Here is a 17541-nt window from a genome sequence, read left to right as displayed (position 1 = left end):
AGCAAAAGCAATGTTCACCGGTCTCGTCGCGGCAGTGGGCCGCATCGTCAACGTCGAGTCCCTGCCTGGCGGCGCGCAGGCCGGCGTGCGGCTGGACATCGACGCGTCCGACCTGGACCTGCGCGACGTCGGCATCGGCGATTCCATCGCGGTGCAGGGCGCCTGCATGACCGTGGTGGCGCTGCAATCGCCGGGACGATTCCAGGTGGACGTGTCGCAGGAGAGCCTGTCGCGCACGGTCGGGCTGGATCGCCCCGGCGAGGTCAATCTCGAGAAGTCGCTGTGCGTGGGAGACCAGATCGGAGGTCACCTCGTGTCGGGCCACGTCGACGGCCTCGGCACGGTGGCGCGTTTCGAGCCGATCGGCGAGTCGCGCGAACTGGCCGTCCGCGTGCCGCGCGACCTGGCGCGTTACCTGGCCTACAAGGGATCGGTGACGGTGAACGGCGTCAGCCTGACGGTGAATCGCGTGAGCGACGATGCCGACGGCTGCGAGATCAGCATCAACATCATCCCGCACACGCAGGCCGTGACCACGCTGCGCAATCTGCGGCCGGGCGACCGGGTGAACATCGAGATCGACACCATCGCCCGCTACGTCGAACGCATGCTGACCCTGAGCGGCGACGCGCGCCGCTGACACGCGTCGCCCGCCAGCGACGGCGCGGCGCGCCGTCTGCGTGGATACCCGCAGTGCCTGCATGGATATGTCGCCGGGCAGGCCGCCCCGCCGCGGTGCGTATCGATATGCTTCATGCGCGAACCCGTGCACGCATGCATGAAGAGTGTGCAGGCGGGCATCTTGTCAGCACTCGTCTCACTACGCTGCTACACATCCGCCGCACAAAAGGCCATCTATACAAATGGCCCTTAATTTACCGACTCGCGGAACTTGCACGACTACATCGGGGCCTAAGCGAATAAGGGTCTGCGTATCCATTCTATTGTGTGTGGTGAAAGCACCACGACAAGATGATGTGGTGTGTTCAACAGCAATATTCGCTGGCACCACTCTTGCTTGAGGAACACAATGAAGACAACCGACCTGTTTTTTCTGTGCTTCGATACCGTAGGAGGGGTTGGCCGTGCAAAGCATCCTCGAAGGCTTCAAGTCGCAGTACGCACGTGACCAGGAAACCGAGCTTTCTCTAGAAGAATATCTCGCTCTGGCCAAACGCGATCCCATGGCGTATGCCAGTCCGGCGGAACGCATGTTGTCCGCCATCGGCGAGCCCGAACTGGTCGACACGCGCAATGACCCGCGTTTGTCCCGTCTGTTCTCCAATCGCGTCATCAGGCGTTATCCCGCATTCCGCGAGTTCTACGGAATGGAGGACGTCATCGACCAGATCGTGGCGTTCTTCAAGCACGCCGCGCAGGGCCTGGAAGAGCGCAAGCAGATTCTCTACCTGCTGGGCCCGGTGGGCGGCGGCAAGTCCTCCATCGCGGAACGCCTGAAGACGCTGATGGAAACCTATCCCATCTACGCGCTGAAGGGTTCGCCCGTCAACGAGTCGCCGCTGGGACTGTTCCATCCCGAGCGCTTCGGCGATTCGCTGGAGGCCGAGTACGGCATTCCGCGGCGCTATCTCAGCGGCATCATGTCGCCGTGGGCCGTCAAGCGGCTGCGCGAGTTCGACGGCGACATCTCGCAGTTCCGCGTGGTGCGCCTGAATCCTTCGGTGCTGCGGCAGGTCGCCATCGCCAAGACAGAACCGGGCGACGAGAACAATCAGGACATCTCGTCCCTGGTCGGCAAGGTCGATATCCGCAAACTCGATCGCTATTCGCAGGACGATCCCGACGCCTACAGCTATTCGGGCGGCCTGTGCCTGGCCAACCAGGGCCTGCTCGAGTTCGTCGAGATGTTCAAGGCGCCGATCAAGATGCTGCATCCGCTGCTGACGGCCACGCAGGAAGGGAACTTCAAGGGCACCGAGGGCTTCTCGGCCATCCCGTTCAACGGGTCCATCCTGGCCCACTCGAACGAGTCCGAGTGGCAGACCTTCCGCAACAACAAGCACAACGAGGCCTTCCTCGATCGTATCTACATCGTCAAGGTGCCGTACTGCCTGCAGGTGTCCGAAGAGGTGCGCATCTACGACAAGCTGCTGCGCCACAGTTCGCTGTCCAAGGCGCCGTGCGCGCCCGGCACGCTCGAGATGATGGCCCAGTTCTCCGTGCTGACGCGCCTGAAAGAGCCCGAGAACTCGAGCATCTATTCCAAGATGCGCGTCTACGACGGCGAGTCGCTGAAAGACGTCGATCCCAAGGCCAAGGCCCTGCAAGAGTACAAGGACTACGCCGGCACCGACGAGGGCATGACGGGCGTGTCCACGCGCTTCGCGTACAAGATCCTGTCCAGCGTCTTCAACCATGACCAGACCGAGGTCGCGGCCAACCCGGTACACCTGATGTATGTGCTCGAGCAGCGCATCGGCCGCGAAGACTTCCCCGAGGAAACGCGGCGGCGCTATCTCGAATTCATCAAGGGGTGGCTGGCGCCGCGCTATGCCGAGTTCATCGGCAAGGAAATCCAGACGGCCTATCTCGAGTCGTATTCCGAATACGGCCAGAACATCTTCGATCGCTATGTCACCTTCGCCGACTGCTGGATCCAGGACGAAGAGTTCCGCGACCCCGAAACCGGCGAGAGCTTCGACCGCAGCGCGTTGAACGACGAGCTCGAGAAGATCGAGAAGCCGGCCGGCATCGCCAATCCCAAGGACTTCCGCAACGAGATCGTCAATTTCGTGCTGCGGGCGCGCGCCAACAACGCTGGCCGCAACCCGAACTGGACGAGCTACGAGAAGTTGCGCGAGGTCATCGAGAAGAAGATGTTCTCGAACACCGAAGACCTGTTGCCGGTCATCTCGTTCAACGCCAAGGCGTCGGCCGAAGACCGCAACAAGCATCAAAGCTTCGTCGACAGAATGGTGGAGAAGGGTTACACCGAGAAGCAGGTGCGCTTGCTGTGCGAGTGGTATCTTCGGGTGAGGAAGTCTTCCTGAGGAGAGTGAATCATGAATTCGCTCATCGACAGGCGTCTGAACGGCCGCAATAAAAGCGCGGTGAACCGGGAACGGTTCCTGCGCCGCTACAAAGACCAGATCCGCAAGGCCGTCGGAGACATGGTCAAGGAACGGTCCATCGAAGACATGGACCGCGGGGGCGAGGTCAACCTGCCCGTGCGCGATATCTCCGAGCCGCACTTTCGCCACGGCGAAGGGGGCGACCGCGAGATCGTCCATCCCGGCAACCGCGAGTTCGCCAAGGGCGATGCGTTCGACCGCCCGCAGGGCGGCGCGGGAGGCGGGGGCGGCTCCGAGCCCGGCGAAGGCGAGTCGGTGGACCAGTTCACCTTCAGCCTGTCCCGCGCCGAATTCCTCAGCCTGTTCTTCGACGATCTCGAACTGCCCCACTTGGTGCGCACGCAGCTGGGCGACGTGTCGCAGAAGAAGTGGCAGCGCGCCGGCTACACCACCACGGGCTCGCCCAGCCAGCTCAGCGTCAACCGCACGCTGCGCGCTTCCCTGTCTCGGCGGGTCGCGCTCAGCGTGAACGCCCGCAGCGGCCTGGAAGAGGCACAGCGGAAGCTGGACGAAGCCATCGCGCGCGGCGCGCCCGACGACGAACAGAAAGCCCTGCGCATCGACGTGGACGAATGGACGGCGCGCGTGGCGCGTGTGCCCTTCCTGGACGACATGGACCTTCGTTACCGGCATCGCGTGGCCGTGGCCGCGCCGGTGGCGCGCGCGGTCATGTTCTGCCTGATGGACGTGTCCGGCTCGATGGACGAGGGCAAGAAGGACCTGGCCAAGCGCTTCTATACGCTGCTGTACCTGTTCCTGTCGCGCAAGTACGAGCACGTCGACGTGGTGTTCATCCGCCATACCGACAATGCCGAAGAAGTCGACGAGCAAACCTTCTTCTACGATCCCAAGAGCGGCGGCACCATCGTGCTGTCGGCACTCGAGCTGATGCGCGAGATCATGCTGGATCGCTATCCGCCCTCGGCCTGGAACGTGTACGCGGCCCAGGCGAGCGACGGCGACTCGTTCGGCGCCGACGCGGGCAAGAGCGCACGGTTCCTGTCCGAGCACCTGCTGCTGGCCACGCGCTACTTCGCCTATATCGAGGTGCCGGATTCGGCCGAGGCCCGCAAGAGCAGCCTGTGGGCCGAGTACGAACAGGAATCCGCGCCGCATTTCGCCATGCGGCGCATCTGCAGCCGCAGCGAGATCTATCCGGTATTCCACGACCTGTTCAAGAAGGAGGCGGCATGAGCATCGCGGACCGCCCCACGCGCAGCCGGCGTGCGCAGCGACAGGAGGACAAGCCATGAACGCCATCGCAGGACCCTACGGCGAACGCACGGTTCGTCCGATCTCCGTCGGTTCGGAATGGACCTTCGACCTCGTGCAGCGCTATGACGAGGTCATCTCCGAAACCGCCGCCGAATACGGCCTGGACACGTATCCGAACCAGATCGAGATCATCACCTCCGAGCAGATGCTGGACGCGTATGCCTCGGCGGGCCTGCCCATCGGCTACCCGCACTGGTCGTACGGCAAGGAGTTCATCCGCAACGAACAGTACTACCGCACGGGCATGCAGGGCCTGGCCTACGAGATCGTCATCAATTCCAACCCCTGCATCTCGTACCTGATGGAAGAGAACTCCATGGCCATGCAGGCGCTGGTGATCGCGCATGCGTGCTACGGGCACAACTCCTTCTTCAAGAACAACTATCTGTTCCGCCAGTGGACGGATGCCGACGGCGTGCTCGACTATCTGGTGTTCGCCCGCAAGTACGTGGCCGACTGCGAAGAGCGGCACGGCATCGAGGCGGTCGAAGCCATACTCGACTCGTGCCATGCGCTCAGCCTGCACGGCGTCGACCGCTACAAGCGGCCTACGCCGCCCTCGTTCCGCGAAGAGGCGCAGCGCCAGGCCGAACGCGAAGAGCACGCGCGTCTGCAGTTCAACGACCTGTGGCGCACCGTGCCCCGCGCCGAGCCTTCGCCGGCCGAAGAGGCGCGCCGTGCCGTATTTCCGCCCGAGCCCGAAGAGAACCTGCTGTACTTCATCGAGAAGCACTCGCCCAAGCTCGAGCCCTGGCAGAAGGAACTGGTGCGCATCGTGCGCAAGATCGCCCAGTACTTCTATCCGCAAAGCCAGACCAAGGTCATGAACGAGGGCTGGGCCACGTTCTGGCACTACACGCTGCTGAACCGCCTGCACCACAAGGGCCTGGTCACCGACGGTTTCATGATGGAAGTGCTGCAAAGCCACACCAGCGTGGTCAGCCAGCGCGGCTTCGACCAGCGCGGCTACGGCGGCATCAATCCGTACGCGCTGGGCTATTCCATGATGACGGACATCCGTCGCATCTGCGAATCGCCCACGCCCGAAGATCGTCAGTGGTTCCCGGACATCGCTGGCAGCGACTGGCTGAAGACGCTGGACTTCGCCATGCGCAACTTCAAGGACGAGTCCTTCATTTCACAGTACCTGTCGCCGCGGCTGATACGCGAATTCCGTTTCTTCGCGATCGCCGACCATCAAGAGAATCCCAAGCTCACCGTGGCCGCCATCCACGACGACGAAGGCTACCGCGACATCCGCCGCCTGCTGGCCGCGCAGCACAACCGCGACAACCAGGTGCCGGACATCCAGGTGGTGCGCTACAAGCGCGAGTCCGACCGCTCGCTGGTGCTGCGCCATCAGCAGACGCGGGGACGGCCGCTTGCCGCCGAGGACGCCGACCAGGTCATGAAGCACCTGGGCAGGCTGTGGGGGTTCCGTGTGCGGCTGGAAGAGGCCGCGCCGGACGGCACGGTGCTGTCGTACCGGCAGGTCGAGCCGTGAAGCCGGCATTGGGCCCGCGCGCGCGACGATCGTAGGCGCGCGGCCGCCCATACCGGCTGGCGGACCGTACGCCAGGAGAGCGAATCATGCGCAAGCTCGAAAAGATCGGCGCGGAGCGCGCCGCGCAGGGGCTGTCGGGATGGATGCCGGCGGCGCAAGGCCGCGACGCCATCACCAAGACCTACAAGTTCAAGGACTTCAACGCCGCCTTCGGGTTCATGTCGCGCGTGGCATTGAAGGCCGAGCGGATGAATCATCATCCCGAGTGGTGCAATGTGTACAACCGCGTCGAGGTGTCCTTGATCACACATGATGCGGATGGCGTGACCGAGCTCGACGTGGAGTTGGCGCGCTTCATGGACGAGGCCGCCGCGCGACAGGAGTAGCGCTCGCCCCATGGCCGTACGCCGCGGGAACGATGCACGATTGCCGGGCTATCGCGCGGCGACCCGACGGCGCATCCGGGCCGCCCAGGCCACCCCGATCAGCGGACCGACGGCCAGCACGGTCATTACGTACTGCGGCGATACCGCGTCGGAAAGCAGGTCCAGCAGCTGGATGCTGACCACCGTGATCGCGAATCCGATCGCGTTGACCAGCGTCACGATGCTGCCCACTTGCGTGGGAGGCGATTCCTGCGCCACCAGCGCCGCGAACTGCGGCGAGTCTCCCACCACCACCACGCCCCAGAACAGCAGGAACGCCAGGAAGGCCGGCGTGGGCAGCGCGAAGCACAGCGGCGAGGCGACGCAGCACAGGCCCGACAGCGACAGCTGCGCCACCGCCACGGGCCGGCTGCCTACTGTGCGCGACACGTATCCGCCGGCCACGCATCCCAGCGCACCCAGGCCGATGACGGCGAAGGCCCAGAACGATACCGTGGGAGAGGGCGGCACGGCGCCCGCGGCGGCGCCGTGCGCGGCCACGTAGAACGGCACGAAGGTCCAGAAGGCGTACAGCTCCCACATGTGGCCGAAGTAGCCGACGGCCGCCGCGCGCAGGCCCGGCAGCCGCGCCCAGGCCTCGCCCAGGCCCGCGCGAGAGGCCGGCGGCGCACGGCGCGCGTACGGCCCGTCCGGCACCCATGCCAGCATGGCCGCTCCGCCCAGCACGGCGATGACCGAGGCGCTGGCCAGCACGACGCCGCCGTCCACGTGCGCGCCCAGCGCCCGCATCAGGTGCGGGAAAGACGTGCCCAATACCAGCGCGCCGGTGAGAAATCCCAGGGCATGCCCCAACCCCGACTTGAACCAGCTGGCTGCCGCGCGTATGCCTATGGGATAGATGCCAGCCAGCGACACGCCCACCGCGAAGCGCAGCGCCAGCACCGCGGCGTCGGGCCGCGGCAGCGTGGCCAGCGCCAGCATGGTCAGGGGATAGTTGCACAACGCACCCAGCAGGCAGGATGCGAAGAACAGCCGCGAGGCGGCATGCCGGTCGGCGATGCGCAGCCAGGCCGAGCAGAGCGTGCCGACGATGAAGCCCAGCTGCACCGCGCTGGCCACGTAGGCCACGCTGTCGCCCATCCCCAGTTCGGCGCTGGCCGCATTGCCGGCGAACCACAGCGACGTGCCGCCGAGCTGCGCCAGGACGATGATGGGCAGGATGCGCCCGGGACGTTGGTCGTTCACGGTCACATGCGCGGCGCGCGCGCGGGCACGTTGACGGCCAGGGCGCGCAGGTCCGCGGCGGCATCCATGTCCAGGATGGCTTCGCAAAGCTCGCTGGCCGCGTGCACGCCGATCACCGGCACGGCGAGCGCCAGGAATTTCTCCTGCAAACGCGCGGCTTCCTCGTCGATGTCGGCGGCGGGCACGCCCGCGTCGTGGCCGGCTTCCAGCGTGGACCCGTCGCGGCGCCGCACCACCATGCGCGAGGCCATCATGGCCATATCGTCGTGGCACTGCACGTCCATGCACTCGCGCAGCGCGATGATGGCGGGATCGGCCAGCCGTGTGGCGGTATAGGCGTCGATGGCGCTGGCGTCCAGGCCCAGCAGGCCGTATGCCGCGTTCATGCGCAGGCTGAAGCGGGCCTCGTTGGCGGTCTGCGGCGCCGCGATGTTGCACATGGTCTCGCTGCCGCGGTTGGCATGCAGCGTGATCGAGGCGATGTCGCAGGGGCGCAGCCCCTGTTCGCGCAGCTTGCGCCCGCACTCGATGACGGCATGGGTGCCGTAGCAGGACGCGTGATATTTGAAGAGCCGTTCCATCAGGTGCAGGTCGCGTGGCGGCGCGGCGATGGCGGCGTTCCAGTCTGGGGCGGGGCTGAGCACGGCCGCGTAGCCCTGCGGCGCCTCGAGCCCGTCCTGTCCCGCCTCGATGCCGCGCGCCGCCAGGCGGGCCGCCATCAGGCCGTTGCGGGCCGCCAGTCCGGCATGCAACGGCTTGGCCATCGTGCCGAACATGGCCTTCAGCCCGCCGGCCTGCGTGCCGGCCAGGCATAGCGCCGTGGCGGCCTGCTCCGGCGCGAGCCGCAGCAGGCGCGCGCAGGCCGCGGCCGCCGCCACGGCGCCCACGGTGGCGGTGGCGTGGTAGCCGTGGCGGTAGTGCGCGTCGCCCAGCCAGCGCCCCACGCGGCAAGCCACTTCGTAGCCGGCCACGAAGGCGGCCGTCAGCTCGCGCGCGCTGCTGCCGCGCGACTGCGCCAGCGGCAGCAGCGCCGAATACACCACGGCGGTGGGATGGCCCGTGATGGCCAGGTTGACGTCGTCATAGTCGAGCCAATGCGCGGCGGCGCCGTGTATCAGGGCCGCCGCGTACTGCGATACCGCGGCGGCATGCCCGATCACCGGCACGGCGCCGCCGGCGCCGGCGTCCAGCTCGTCCTGGACCATCGCCGTTATCCCGTCCTCGCGGCAGGCCGCCAGGGTGACGGCATACCAATCCAGGATGCAATGCCTGGCGATGCGCCGCGCATCGGCGGACAAGGCGTCGTATTCGAAGGCCAGGGCGTACTCGGCCAGCCAGCGCGTGGCGGCGGGACGGTCGGGGGCGTGTCGGTCGGACATGCGGGCCTCCTTCAGTCGCCGGGCCGGATGCCCGCCTGCTTCATGATGGCGCCATAGCGGCCCAGCTCATCCTTGATGAGCGCGCCGAATTCAGCGCTGGACATGCCGGAGATGTCCGTGCCCTGCCCCTGGAGTTTCGCCTGCACGTCGGGCATCTGCAAGACGGCGCCGACGTCCGCCTGGATTTTCTGTACCACGGCCGGTGGCGTGTCGGCGGGGGCCAGCAGGCCGATCCAGGCCGCCATCTCGTAGTCGGGCAGGCCCGCTTCGCGCATCGTGGGCACGTCGGGCAGCGACGAGGAGCGGCGCGTGGTGGTCACCGCCAGGGGACGCAGCTTGCCCGCCTTCAGGTGAGGCAGCGACAGCGCCACGGTGTCGAACATGATGTCGACCTGCCCGCCCAGCAGGTCCGCCACGGCGGGCGCGGCGCCCTTGTACGGCACGTGCACCATGTCCACACCGGCCTGGACCTTGAACATCTCGCCCGCCAGGTGGATGGAGCTGCCCGTGCCCGACGAGGCGAAGGTGTACTTGCCCGGATTCTTCTTCAAGAGCGCGATGAGTTCCTGCATGGACGTCGCGGGTACCGAGGGATTTACTTCGAGCACGTTGGGCGCCCACGCCAGCAGCGTCACGGGCGCGAAGCTCTTCACCGGGTCCCAGGGCAGCTTGGTCGACAGGTTGGGCCCCATGGTGTGGCTGCTGGTGGTGGCGACCAGCAGCGTGTGGCCATCGGGTTCCGAGCGTGCCACGTAGTTGCTTCCGATGGCCCCGGTGGCGCCGGCGCGGTTTTCGACCACCACGGACTGCCCCCACTTCTCGCCCAGCTTCTGCGCGACCGTGCGCGCGATGATGTCGGTGGCGGCGCCGGGCGGGAAGGGCACGACCATCGTGACCGGCTTCTGCGGGAAGGTGGCGGCGGCGTCGGCGGCGCCTGCCGCCAACGGAACGGCCGCGGTGCCGGCCGCGACCAGGGCTGCGAACGCCAGGCGCGCTGCAAAGCCCGCGCGTTGCGTGGGTTGATGCTTGGTCATGATGGTGTTCCCTCCTGCGTTGTGCTTGCTGCGTTGGAATTGTTCGCACGCGGCGGCCGCCGGCGTGGCGGCGGCGTCAGTACCTGCCCAGCGTGCGGCTGACCTCGTTCGTCATGATCATCAGGCCCTCGTCAAAGCCCAGGCCGGGCTTGGTCAACATGCGCCATGCGCCGAATGCCAGGCCCACGTGGATGGAGGCTCGCGACGAGATGTCCGTCTCGTTGCAGCTGCCGCCCAGATAGGCCAGCGTGCCGTGCTCCTGGCAGCCCTCGATGGCGTCGATGGTCGTCAGCAGCGAGCCGTTGTCGGGCATCTTGATCTGCACGGCATGCGCCGCGCCCGAGGCGGCGAAGGCGCGCACGTTGCCCGGGCCGTTGGCCCATTCGTCTGCGATCAGGCGGGCGTTGGGCAGGCGCGCGTCCAGCCGGGCGCGCAGCGATCCCATGCGCTCGCGGGCTTCTTCGGGGCTTTCGGACAGCATCGGGTCTTCGAAAAACACGGTCAGGCCGCCAGCCCGTTCGCAGATCGTGGCCAGGTAATCCAGGATGCGGTCTTCGTCGTTGCCAAGCATGCGGCCCAGCGAGGCGTGGAAATCGAAGTGCAGGTCGGGCTGGTACCCCTGCGCGCCCAGCTTGCGGATGCGGCCGGCGATCCATGCCGCATATTCGGGCAGCCGCTCGCATTCGGCGCGGCTCTGGATGGCCGACTGCGGGAACATGTCCAGCCCGCGCACGATGGCCTTGTCGACGTTGGACTCCCATGAGCCGCCGCATGAACCCGCGAAACCGGGACCTTGCGTGGGGCGGGGACGGCCGTATTCGCGGCACAGCACGTCCACCATCTGGCAGCGGTTGGCCAGGGCCGCCGCCGCCAGCAGCGCCTGCGTGACGCCATACTCCACCGGCAGCCGCATCGACTCGGGCAGCGGCATGGTTTGCAGTGCGCCGGCCGCCGCGCGGAACCCCTCGAACGTGCGGCCCGCCAGGCCCTGCCGCAGTACCGCCTGAACCGTCTCGATACCGTTTGCCGCCAGCGGCATGGGGCGTCCGGCGCAGCCGGCGTTGGCCACGGTGGTGCAGTCGCCGTAGGCGGTCTGGCCGTCCTCCAGGTCCAGGCAGATCAGGTAGGCCACGCTGGGCGAGCGCACGGCGGGAAAGGCGGGCGAGCTGGTGGGGCCTTCGAAGAAATAGCCGTCGGCCCTGGCGCCAGTCTGCACTGCCATCTGGTCGTTGATCCAGTGGCCGCCGATGCCCGGCAACACGCGCACGGATTCGATGCGGAAGGGACGAAGGTCTTGCTGCGCGCTGGTCATGGGGGTCTGCGTCAAAATAAGTCCGGAGAACGATCCCGCCAGCACGAATTGGCCGCCGACGGGTGATACGCTCATGTGTCGTTTCGTAAATTCAGAGTAGTTGACTATGCAACCTGCGTCAAGCGCCGGTCGCCATCAGGCCGTGCCCGTCTATCTCAAGATCCGCAACGCCTTGCGCGATGCCATCAGCCATGGCGCCTATGCGCCAGGCGACCTGCTGCCCTCAGAGACCGAGCTCGCCAAGCGCTACGCCACGACCCGCGCGACGGTCGTGCATGCCATCCAGCAACTGGTCTTCGAGGGCCTGGTCGAGCGCAAGCGCGGCGTGGGCAGCTTCGTCGCCCAGCCCACGTTGTCGTCCACGGTCGATACGCACCAGGTCGCCTATTTCGAGCAGGATGCCTTCGCCCGCGACCTGAGCTATGAGGTGCTTACCTACGGCAAGGCGGCGGTAGAGGACCACGTGCGCGCCACCCTGCGGCTGGGCCGCGCCGAGCCGGTCTACCGGCTGCAGCGCCTGCGGCTGCTGTCGGGCAAGCCTATCGCGTTGGAGATGCGCTATCTGCCGGGGCTGATCGGCGCCCGGCTCACCGTGGAGATGTTGTCCCGGCGTTCGGTGCAGGCGCTGCTGGATGAAGAGCTCGGCATGCCGATCACGCGTTTTCTCAACACCGTGCGGGTCGCGATGCCGCCGCCGGCGGTGGTCAAGCAACTACAGATCGAGAAGGGGCGGCCGGTGATGGTGCGCACCCACACGTTTCTGGATGCGGTGGGCACGCCGCTGCTGTGGGGCGAGACGCTGTATCGAGAGGAATACCAGATCAACTATGTGCTGACGGCGATGGACGCGCCGGACGCCGACCTGCCGTCGCGCGGCAGCGGTGGCGCGCCCGACGTGGCCTGGTAGGGCGCAGGCGCGCGGTCAGGCCGCCGGTAATGCCTTGCGCGGAGCATGGGCTACGCGCAAGGCGACTGCATCGGCGCGCGCGGCGCCTGCGGCGTCCAGGCGGAACACCTGCATGGTCTGCGAGGTGTCCTGCGCCAGGCGTTCCAGCGACATCGCCGACGAGGCCACCTGCTCCACGAGCGCGGCATTCTGCTGAGTGATGCTGTCCAGCTGCGCCACCGCCGCGTTCACTTGCGAGATGCCCGCCAGCTGTTCCCGCGTGGCGTTGCTGATTTCCGCGACCAGGTCGTTCACGGACTGCACGCTGTCCAGCACTTCCCCCATCGTCTTGCGCGCCAGTTCGGTGCGCTCGCTGCCCTGCGCGACCTGGATGGCGGAGTCGTCGATGAGCTGGCGGATCTCTTTGGCGGCGTGCGCGCTGCGCTGCGCCAGCGCGCGCACCTCGGCGGCCACCACCGCGAACCCGCGGCCCTGCTCGCCCGCGCGCGCCGCCTCGACCGCGGCATTCAGCGCCAGGATGTTGGTCTGGAACGCGATGCTGTCGATCAGCTGGGTGATCTCGCTGATGCTGCGCGAGGACTTCAGGATGTCCTGCATCGTCAGGCTGACCTGCTCGACCGCCTCGGCCCCGCGCTGCGCCACTTGGCTGGTCTGCGTCGACAGCGCCCCGGCCTTCTGCGCCGATTCCGCGGCCAGGCCCACCGTGCCCGTGATCTGCTCCATCGACGCGGCCGTCTGCTGCACGTTGCTCGCCTGCGCTTCGGTACGCCCGGACAGGTCCAGATTGCCGCGCGCGATCTCGGCGGTGCCGGCCGCGATGTCCTGGCTGTGGTCGCGCGCGTCGCGCACGATGGAACGGACGTTGACGCTGAGCTGCGCCAGCGCCGTCTGCAGATCGCCCAGTTCGTCGCTGCGTGTTCTTTCCAGGGACTGGGTCAGGTCGGCGGCCGCCAGGCGGTTCGCCGTGTGCACCAGTTCCTGCAGCGGCTGCTTCAATCCGCTGTCCAGCATGCGCCAGGCCACGGCGAGCAGGGCCAGCCGCATGGCCCATGCGGCGCTGGCGGTGGCCACGGTCTCAGTGGGCATGTAGTGGTCGATCGCCGCAAAGGCCAGCAACAACAGCACCAGCAGGGCCATCCACCTGCCCGCGACTCCCATGCGCGTGATCCGCGCCAGGCGGCCGGCCAGCGTGCGCTTGACCACCTGGCCTCCGGACAACGCATGGCGCAGGCGTCCGGAGGCATGTTCCTCGCGCATCGTGGCGTACAGGGCCTCGGCCTCTTCGATCTCTTCGCGCGTGGGCTCGGTGCGCACCGACATGTAGCCGACGGTCTCGCCGTCTTCCAGCAGCGGCGCGGCGTTGGCCATCACCCAATAGAAGTCGCCATTCTTTCGGCGGTTCTTCACCGCCGCAGACCAGGGCCGTCCCGACGAGATGGTGGCCCACATGTCGCGAAACGCCTCTTCCGGCATGTCCGGATGGCGGATCACGTTGTGCGGCTGGCCCAGCAGCTCTTCTTTCGAGAACCCGCTGACTTCCACGAACGCGGGATTGCAGTACAGGATGCGGCCCTTGGTGTCGGTGGTCGAGACCAAGGTGCGGCCTTTGGGAAATGGGTATTCCCGCCCGGTGACGGGCAGATTCTTGCGCATTGTCTTCCGTTGACCTTATGTTGATCGCGATGCGCCTTTCCGCAAGGCAGCAGCCACTTGCCTGCATGCGGGCCGCGAGGTCTAGTTCTGGGTTGCGAAGGATCCAGGCTGGCGCGATCGCAATGCCCGATATTCATCTTTTTTGTGTCATGGGGACGGGCGGAGTACCGCGTATTCCGGGCCTGTCTTTGGGCGATTGGGTGGGCGTGTGTGGGCGTCCGGGCGGGAAGAGGTCAGATTGTGCAGCGGCGCGACGGGCCGGGGAAAGGAGCGTGCGAAAGTTTCGTGAAATCCTGCTAGAATCGCGGATTGCCGTTTTCTGCTGCATGGCGCGCGCTTGTGCGCCTTGGCTTGTAAGGTTCGGGCTTGTAAGGCCGAGGCTTTTGAAGTCTGGGGCTGTTGAGTCTGGGGCTGTTGAGTCTGGGGCTGTTGAGTCTGGGGCTTTTAAGTCTGGGGCTTTTGAGTCTGAGGCTTTCCAGTCTGAGCCGGGTAGCGAAAAGGCAACCAGATCAGGACAGGTGGCCGAGTGGTTGAAGGCGCACGCCTGGAAAGCGTGTATACGTCAAAAGCGTATCGGGGGTTCGAATCCCCCTCTGTCCGCCAAGAATTCTTCCCTAGCAAGTTCGAGAGCCCGTAGAGCCGCTGCCTACGGGCTTTTTCTATTCCGCGGGCGGGCTGCTTCGATTTACCCACATTCAAGGTGCGGAGTGCGGCTGTGCGTCCTTCTTCGGCATATCGGTCCAGAGCTCCAGCAGTTCACGACGCAGCAGCTTGCCGCGGCGATTACGGGGTAGCGAGTCGAGCTGATACGCGTTTGCCGGCACTCTGTCCCTGGGCAGGTTGCGCCGGCAATAGGACAACAGCTCGTCTACCGGAAATTCCGAGCGCGGGATGTAGAAACACACCGGCACTTGCCCGAATATGTCGTCGGGCACGCCGATCACCACCGCGTCGATCACGTCGGGATGGGTCAGGACGATGTCCTCGATCTCGCGGGGCGGAATCTTGATGCCGCCGCGGCTGATCAGATCGTCGGTCCTGCCGAGTACCCGGATGCGCCCCGATGCGTCCATGACTCCCAGGTCGTTCGTGGCCAGACGCCGGCCGCGTATCGGCGTGATGTGTCCGTCGGCTTCGAGTATGCCTACCGCGAGCTGCGGTCCCGACACGCTGATATGGCCGACGACGTCCGGGCCGCTATTGCCTTTTTCATCGACGATTGCCACCTCGGTGTGAGTGACCGGATATCCCACCGTGCCTATCGTGATGTCGTTGTGCCGATTGCTGCATATCCACCCGGCTTCCGAGGATCCATAGATGCTCAGCAGACGCACCCGGAATACCTGCTCGAAGCGCAGCCACTGCGCCGTGGCCAGGTTGGCCGTGCTGCAGGTCATCAGCCGGAGCGAGCCGAATGCGCCGGGCGCGGTATCTTCGGACTGCTGCAACAGCAGGTTGATCACCGCGGGCACGCCCACGCTGATCGAAATCTGGTGTTGCGCTATCCACCGCGGTATCGCGGTCAGCGAGAATCGTGCCGCCATATGCAGTGTCAGGCCGGTCTGCAGGAACGGCATGAGGCTCAGGATCTGCGTGGAGTACCAGTCGAAGGAGCGATACTCCAGCGTCCGGTCGCGTGCGGTCAGCCCCAGTGAATCCACCATGGCCTGGCCGTTGAGCCAATAGGCCTTGTGGTCGTACACGATGAACTTGGGGTCGCCGGTAGTGCCGGACGTGGTGCAGATGCTGGCCATGTCGTGCAGGCGGGCGCCTCGCGGAAGTTGTGACGCATCGCCGGCCGCGCGCGTGAAAGAGATGACGGAATCTTCGCTTTGCGGGTCGGCTTCTTCCCAGACGCCGCAGGCCAGCAGGCGGCCCTTCCACGCGTCGGGTATCCGTTCGACGTCCGCCCCTGACGTGCAGAGGATGAGCGCCGGCTGCAGTCTCTCCAGCACCTGTGTGCAGGCGCCCGACCGCAGGCGCGACAGTTCGATGGGACAGACTACCGCCGCCAGCCGCCACAGTGCCAGCCAGAGCAGCACCTTCTCCAGGCCTTCCTCCGCGTGGAGCAGGACGCGCTCCCCCGCCGTCACGCCTCGCTCGCGCAATTGCAGGGCGACGTTGTCCACCAGGTTCGCCAGTTCCGAGAACGTGATGCGCCGTCCCTGCTGCACGTCGACCAGCGCCAGCTTGTCCGGCGTCTGGGCTTTCCATCGGGCGAGGATCTCGGCCAAGGGCTGGTAGTGGTAGTCGGGATCCTCGGCGACGGCCAGGGGCGGCTGATCCGCTCGCGCGTCGTCCGTGTGCGCGGGTGCGCTGTCCTCGCCCAGGGCAGTCAACGCCCATCGCCTGAACAATTCGACCTTGCGCAGCTGGGCCTTGCTTGCAGGAGACACGAGGTAGTAGCCGGACCGGGACGTCAGCCTGGTGCCGAAAGGCGCAACCAGCTGGCCCGTGCGCAGGTAGCGGTCGACCAGCGGCGTGCGCCCGATCGCGATGCCGGCGCCCGCAACCGCGGCCTCCAGGGTGGTCATCTGCAGGTGATAGGCGGACTCTCCCGCGAAGCGCACGTTGCTGTGTCCGGCCGCATCGAGCCATGCGGGCCAGTCGTCCTGATGCATGGCGTGGTAGAACGTACGGATCCGCCGCAATGCGCTCAGTTGCTGTTCTTCCGTCAGGGCCGGGTCCAGCTGCTCGAGCAGCCTGGGGGCGCAGACGGGGAAAAATGACTCGCGCGCCAGCAGGTCGGCGCGTACGGCCGGCCAGTTGCCCGATCCGTATCGGATCGCAATGTCGTAGTCCGCACGGTTGAATTCCGAAAATACGCTGCTTGTCGTGAGGTGGACGCTTATTTCAGGATGACGATCCTGAAAGTCGGCAAGCGCTGGCACCAGGCATTGCATCGCATAGGTGGGAAGGCAGAAGACGCTCAGGACGACGCTGTTCTTGTTGCGCTGCGTCTGCTCCGTGGACCGCGTCAGCAGGCTGATGGCTTCGCTGATGGACTGCAGATACTCGCTTGCCACGGTGGTAAGGATGAGCGTGTTGCGCTGGCGCACGAACAGCTTGATGCCCAGTTGATCTTCCAGGTTCCTGATCTGATGGCTGATCGCGGTCTGGGTCAGCTGGAGCTCTTGAGCGGCCTTGGTGAAACTGAGATGACGAGCGGCCGCTTCGAAAGCCAGCAGGGTCTGCAGCGAAGGCAAATATGGTTTCATGACGCTCCACGCGAAGTGCTGCGTGTGTCAGGCCGTGCTGCGACGAGTGAAGCAGGTGAAGACGCGGTCCAGCCGCACACGCCGGACGGCCGGCGACGTCATGGAACAGTACGGCCGTGCACGGAGTGCGCGCACGGGGTTTCAGGACAGGCCGACGGTTCAGGGACGTCGCGCGACCATCTGAATTTCGACGAGATAGCCATAATGCAGCTCGGGTACCGGCACGATCGCGCGGGCCGGCCGGTGTTCGCCGAAATGGCTGGCGTAGACTGCATTGAACCGCGGCCAGTTCTCGACGCCGACGATATAGACCGTGCATTGTGCCACGTCGGTCAGCTGGCATCCGGCCGCCTCGAGCACTCGTTGGCAATGCGTCAGGGACGCGCGGGCCTGGCGTTCGAAGTCGTCCGTCTCGCCGGGAGCGGCCGGTCCGGGCAGCATCCCCGATACGAATACCAGATTGTCCACGCACATCGCCTGCGAATAATGGCCGGCCGGCGCGGGGGCTTGAGGGGTCAGTATGGGTTGCATCAGTG

The 17541-nt window shown here is 66.1% G+C and carries 13 protein-coding genes and 1 tRNA gene; 7 read left to right on the top strand and 7 right to left on the bottom strand.

Annotation, left to right across the window (positions count from 1 at the left end; translation table 11 throughout):
* Positions 1 to 10 precede the first annotated feature (10 nt).
* From CAL15_RS20765 to CAL15_RS20745, 5 genes are all read left to right on the top strand, one after another.
* On the top strand, positions 11 to 640 hold the full coding sequence (locus CAL15_RS20765) for a riboflavin synthase (RefSeq protein WP_086080220.1): 630 nt from the start codon (positions 11 to 13) through the stop codon (positions 638 to 640).
* A 454-nt stretch (positions 641 to 1094) separates the two neighbouring features.
* On the top strand, positions 1095 to 3011 hold the full coding sequence (locus CAL15_RS20760; RefSeq protein ID WP_420042565.1) for a PrkA family serine protein kinase: 1917 nt from the start codon (positions 1095 to 1097) through the stop codon (positions 3009 to 3011).
* A gap of 12 nt (positions 3012 to 3023) precedes the next feature.
* Positions 3024 to 4286 (top strand): YeaH/YhbH family protein, encoded by a 1263-nt coding sequence (locus CAL15_RS20755; protein ID WP_086080219.1) that lies wholly within the window; start codon positions 3024 to 3026, stop codon positions 4284 to 4286.
* Between the two features lie 55 nt (positions 4287 to 4341).
* Positions 4342 to 5871 (top strand): SpoVR family protein, encoded by a 1530-nt coding sequence (locus tag CAL15_RS20750; protein WP_086080218.1) that lies wholly within the window; start codon positions 4342 to 4344, stop codon positions 5869 to 5871.
* Positions 5872 to 5957: 86 nt separating this feature from the next.
* Positions 5958 to 6257, top strand: coding sequence for a 4a-hydroxytetrahydrobiopterin dehydratase (locus tag CAL15_RS20745; RefSeq protein WP_086080217.1), 300 nt, complete (start codon positions 5958 to 5960; stop codon positions 6255 to 6257).
* 48 nt (positions 6258 to 6305) lie between these two features.
* Here CAL15_RS20745 and CAL15_RS20740 read toward each other — a convergent pair whose 3' ends face one another.
* The 4 genes from CAL15_RS20740 to CAL15_RS20725 form a co-directional block, all read right to left on the bottom strand.
* A complete protein-coding gene (locus CAL15_RS20740) occupies positions 6306 to 7502 on the bottom strand; it encodes an MFS transporter (RefSeq protein WP_086081220.1) in 1197 nt (398 codons plus the stop codon).
* A gap of 2 nt (positions 7503 to 7504) precedes the next feature.
* Positions 7505 to 8881, bottom strand: a complete 1377-nt coding sequence (locus tag CAL15_RS20735; RefSeq protein ID WP_086080216.1) for an MmgE/PrpD family protein — start codon at positions 8879 to 8881, stop codon at positions 7505 to 7507.
* A gap of 11 nt (positions 8882 to 8892) precedes the next feature.
* Positions 8893 to 9915, bottom strand: a complete 1023-nt coding sequence (locus CAL15_RS20730; protein WP_086080215.1) for a Bug family tripartite tricarboxylate transporter substrate binding protein — start codon at positions 9913 to 9915, stop codon at positions 8893 to 8895.
* 76 nt (positions 9916 to 9991) lie between these two features.
* A complete protein-coding gene (locus tag CAL15_RS20725; RefSeq protein ID WP_086081219.1) occupies positions 9992 to 11227 on the bottom strand; it encodes a methylaspartate ammonia-lyase in 1236 nt (411 codons plus the stop codon).
* Between the two features lie 106 nt (positions 11228 to 11333).
* Between CAL15_RS20725 and CAL15_RS20720 the strand changes: the two genes are divergently transcribed.
* A complete protein-coding gene (locus CAL15_RS20720; RefSeq protein ID WP_086080214.1) occupies positions 11334 to 12134 on the top strand; it encodes a GntR family transcriptional regulator in 801 nt (266 codons plus the stop codon).
* Positions 12135 to 12149: 15 nt separating this feature from the next.
* On the opposite strand, the gene CAL15_RS20715 is transcribed toward CAL15_RS20720, so the two are convergent.
* Positions 12150 to 13787 (bottom strand): methyl-accepting chemotaxis protein, encoded by a 1638-nt coding sequence (locus CAL15_RS20715; protein WP_086080213.1) that lies wholly within the window; start codon positions 13785 to 13787, stop codon positions 12150 to 12152.
* A gap of 512 nt (positions 13788 to 14299) precedes the next feature.
* Between CAL15_RS20715 and CAL15_RS20710 the strand changes: the two genes are divergently transcribed.
* Positions 14300 to 14390, top strand: a tRNA-Ser gene (locus tag CAL15_RS20710).
* A 92-nt stretch (positions 14391 to 14482) separates the two neighbouring features.
* Here CAL15_RS20710 and gcvA read toward each other — a convergent pair.
* Together gcvA and CAL15_RS20700 are read right to left on the bottom strand one after the other, a co-directional pair.
* Positions 14483 to 17005: a transcriptional regulator GcvA gene (gene gcvA / locus CAL15_RS20705; protein WP_086080212.1), complete on the bottom strand. Its 2523-nt coding sequence runs from the start codon at positions 17003 to 17005 to the stop codon at positions 14483 to 14485.
* A 159-nt stretch (positions 17006 to 17164) separates the two neighbouring features.
* Positions 17165 to 17536, bottom strand: a complete 372-nt coding sequence (locus CAL15_RS20700) for a RidA family protein (protein ID WP_086080211.1) — start codon at positions 17534 to 17536, stop codon at positions 17165 to 17167.
* Between the last annotated feature and the right edge of the window lie 5 nt (positions 17537 to 17541).

The organism is Bordetella genomosp. 13 (genome assembly GCF_002119665.1).
GTDB lineage: Bacteria > Pseudomonadota > Gammaproteobacteria > Burkholderiales > Burkholderiaceae_B > Bordetella.
Note: the sequence above shows the minus strand (reverse complement) of the source record. Positions and strands in the feature narration are given on the sequence as shown.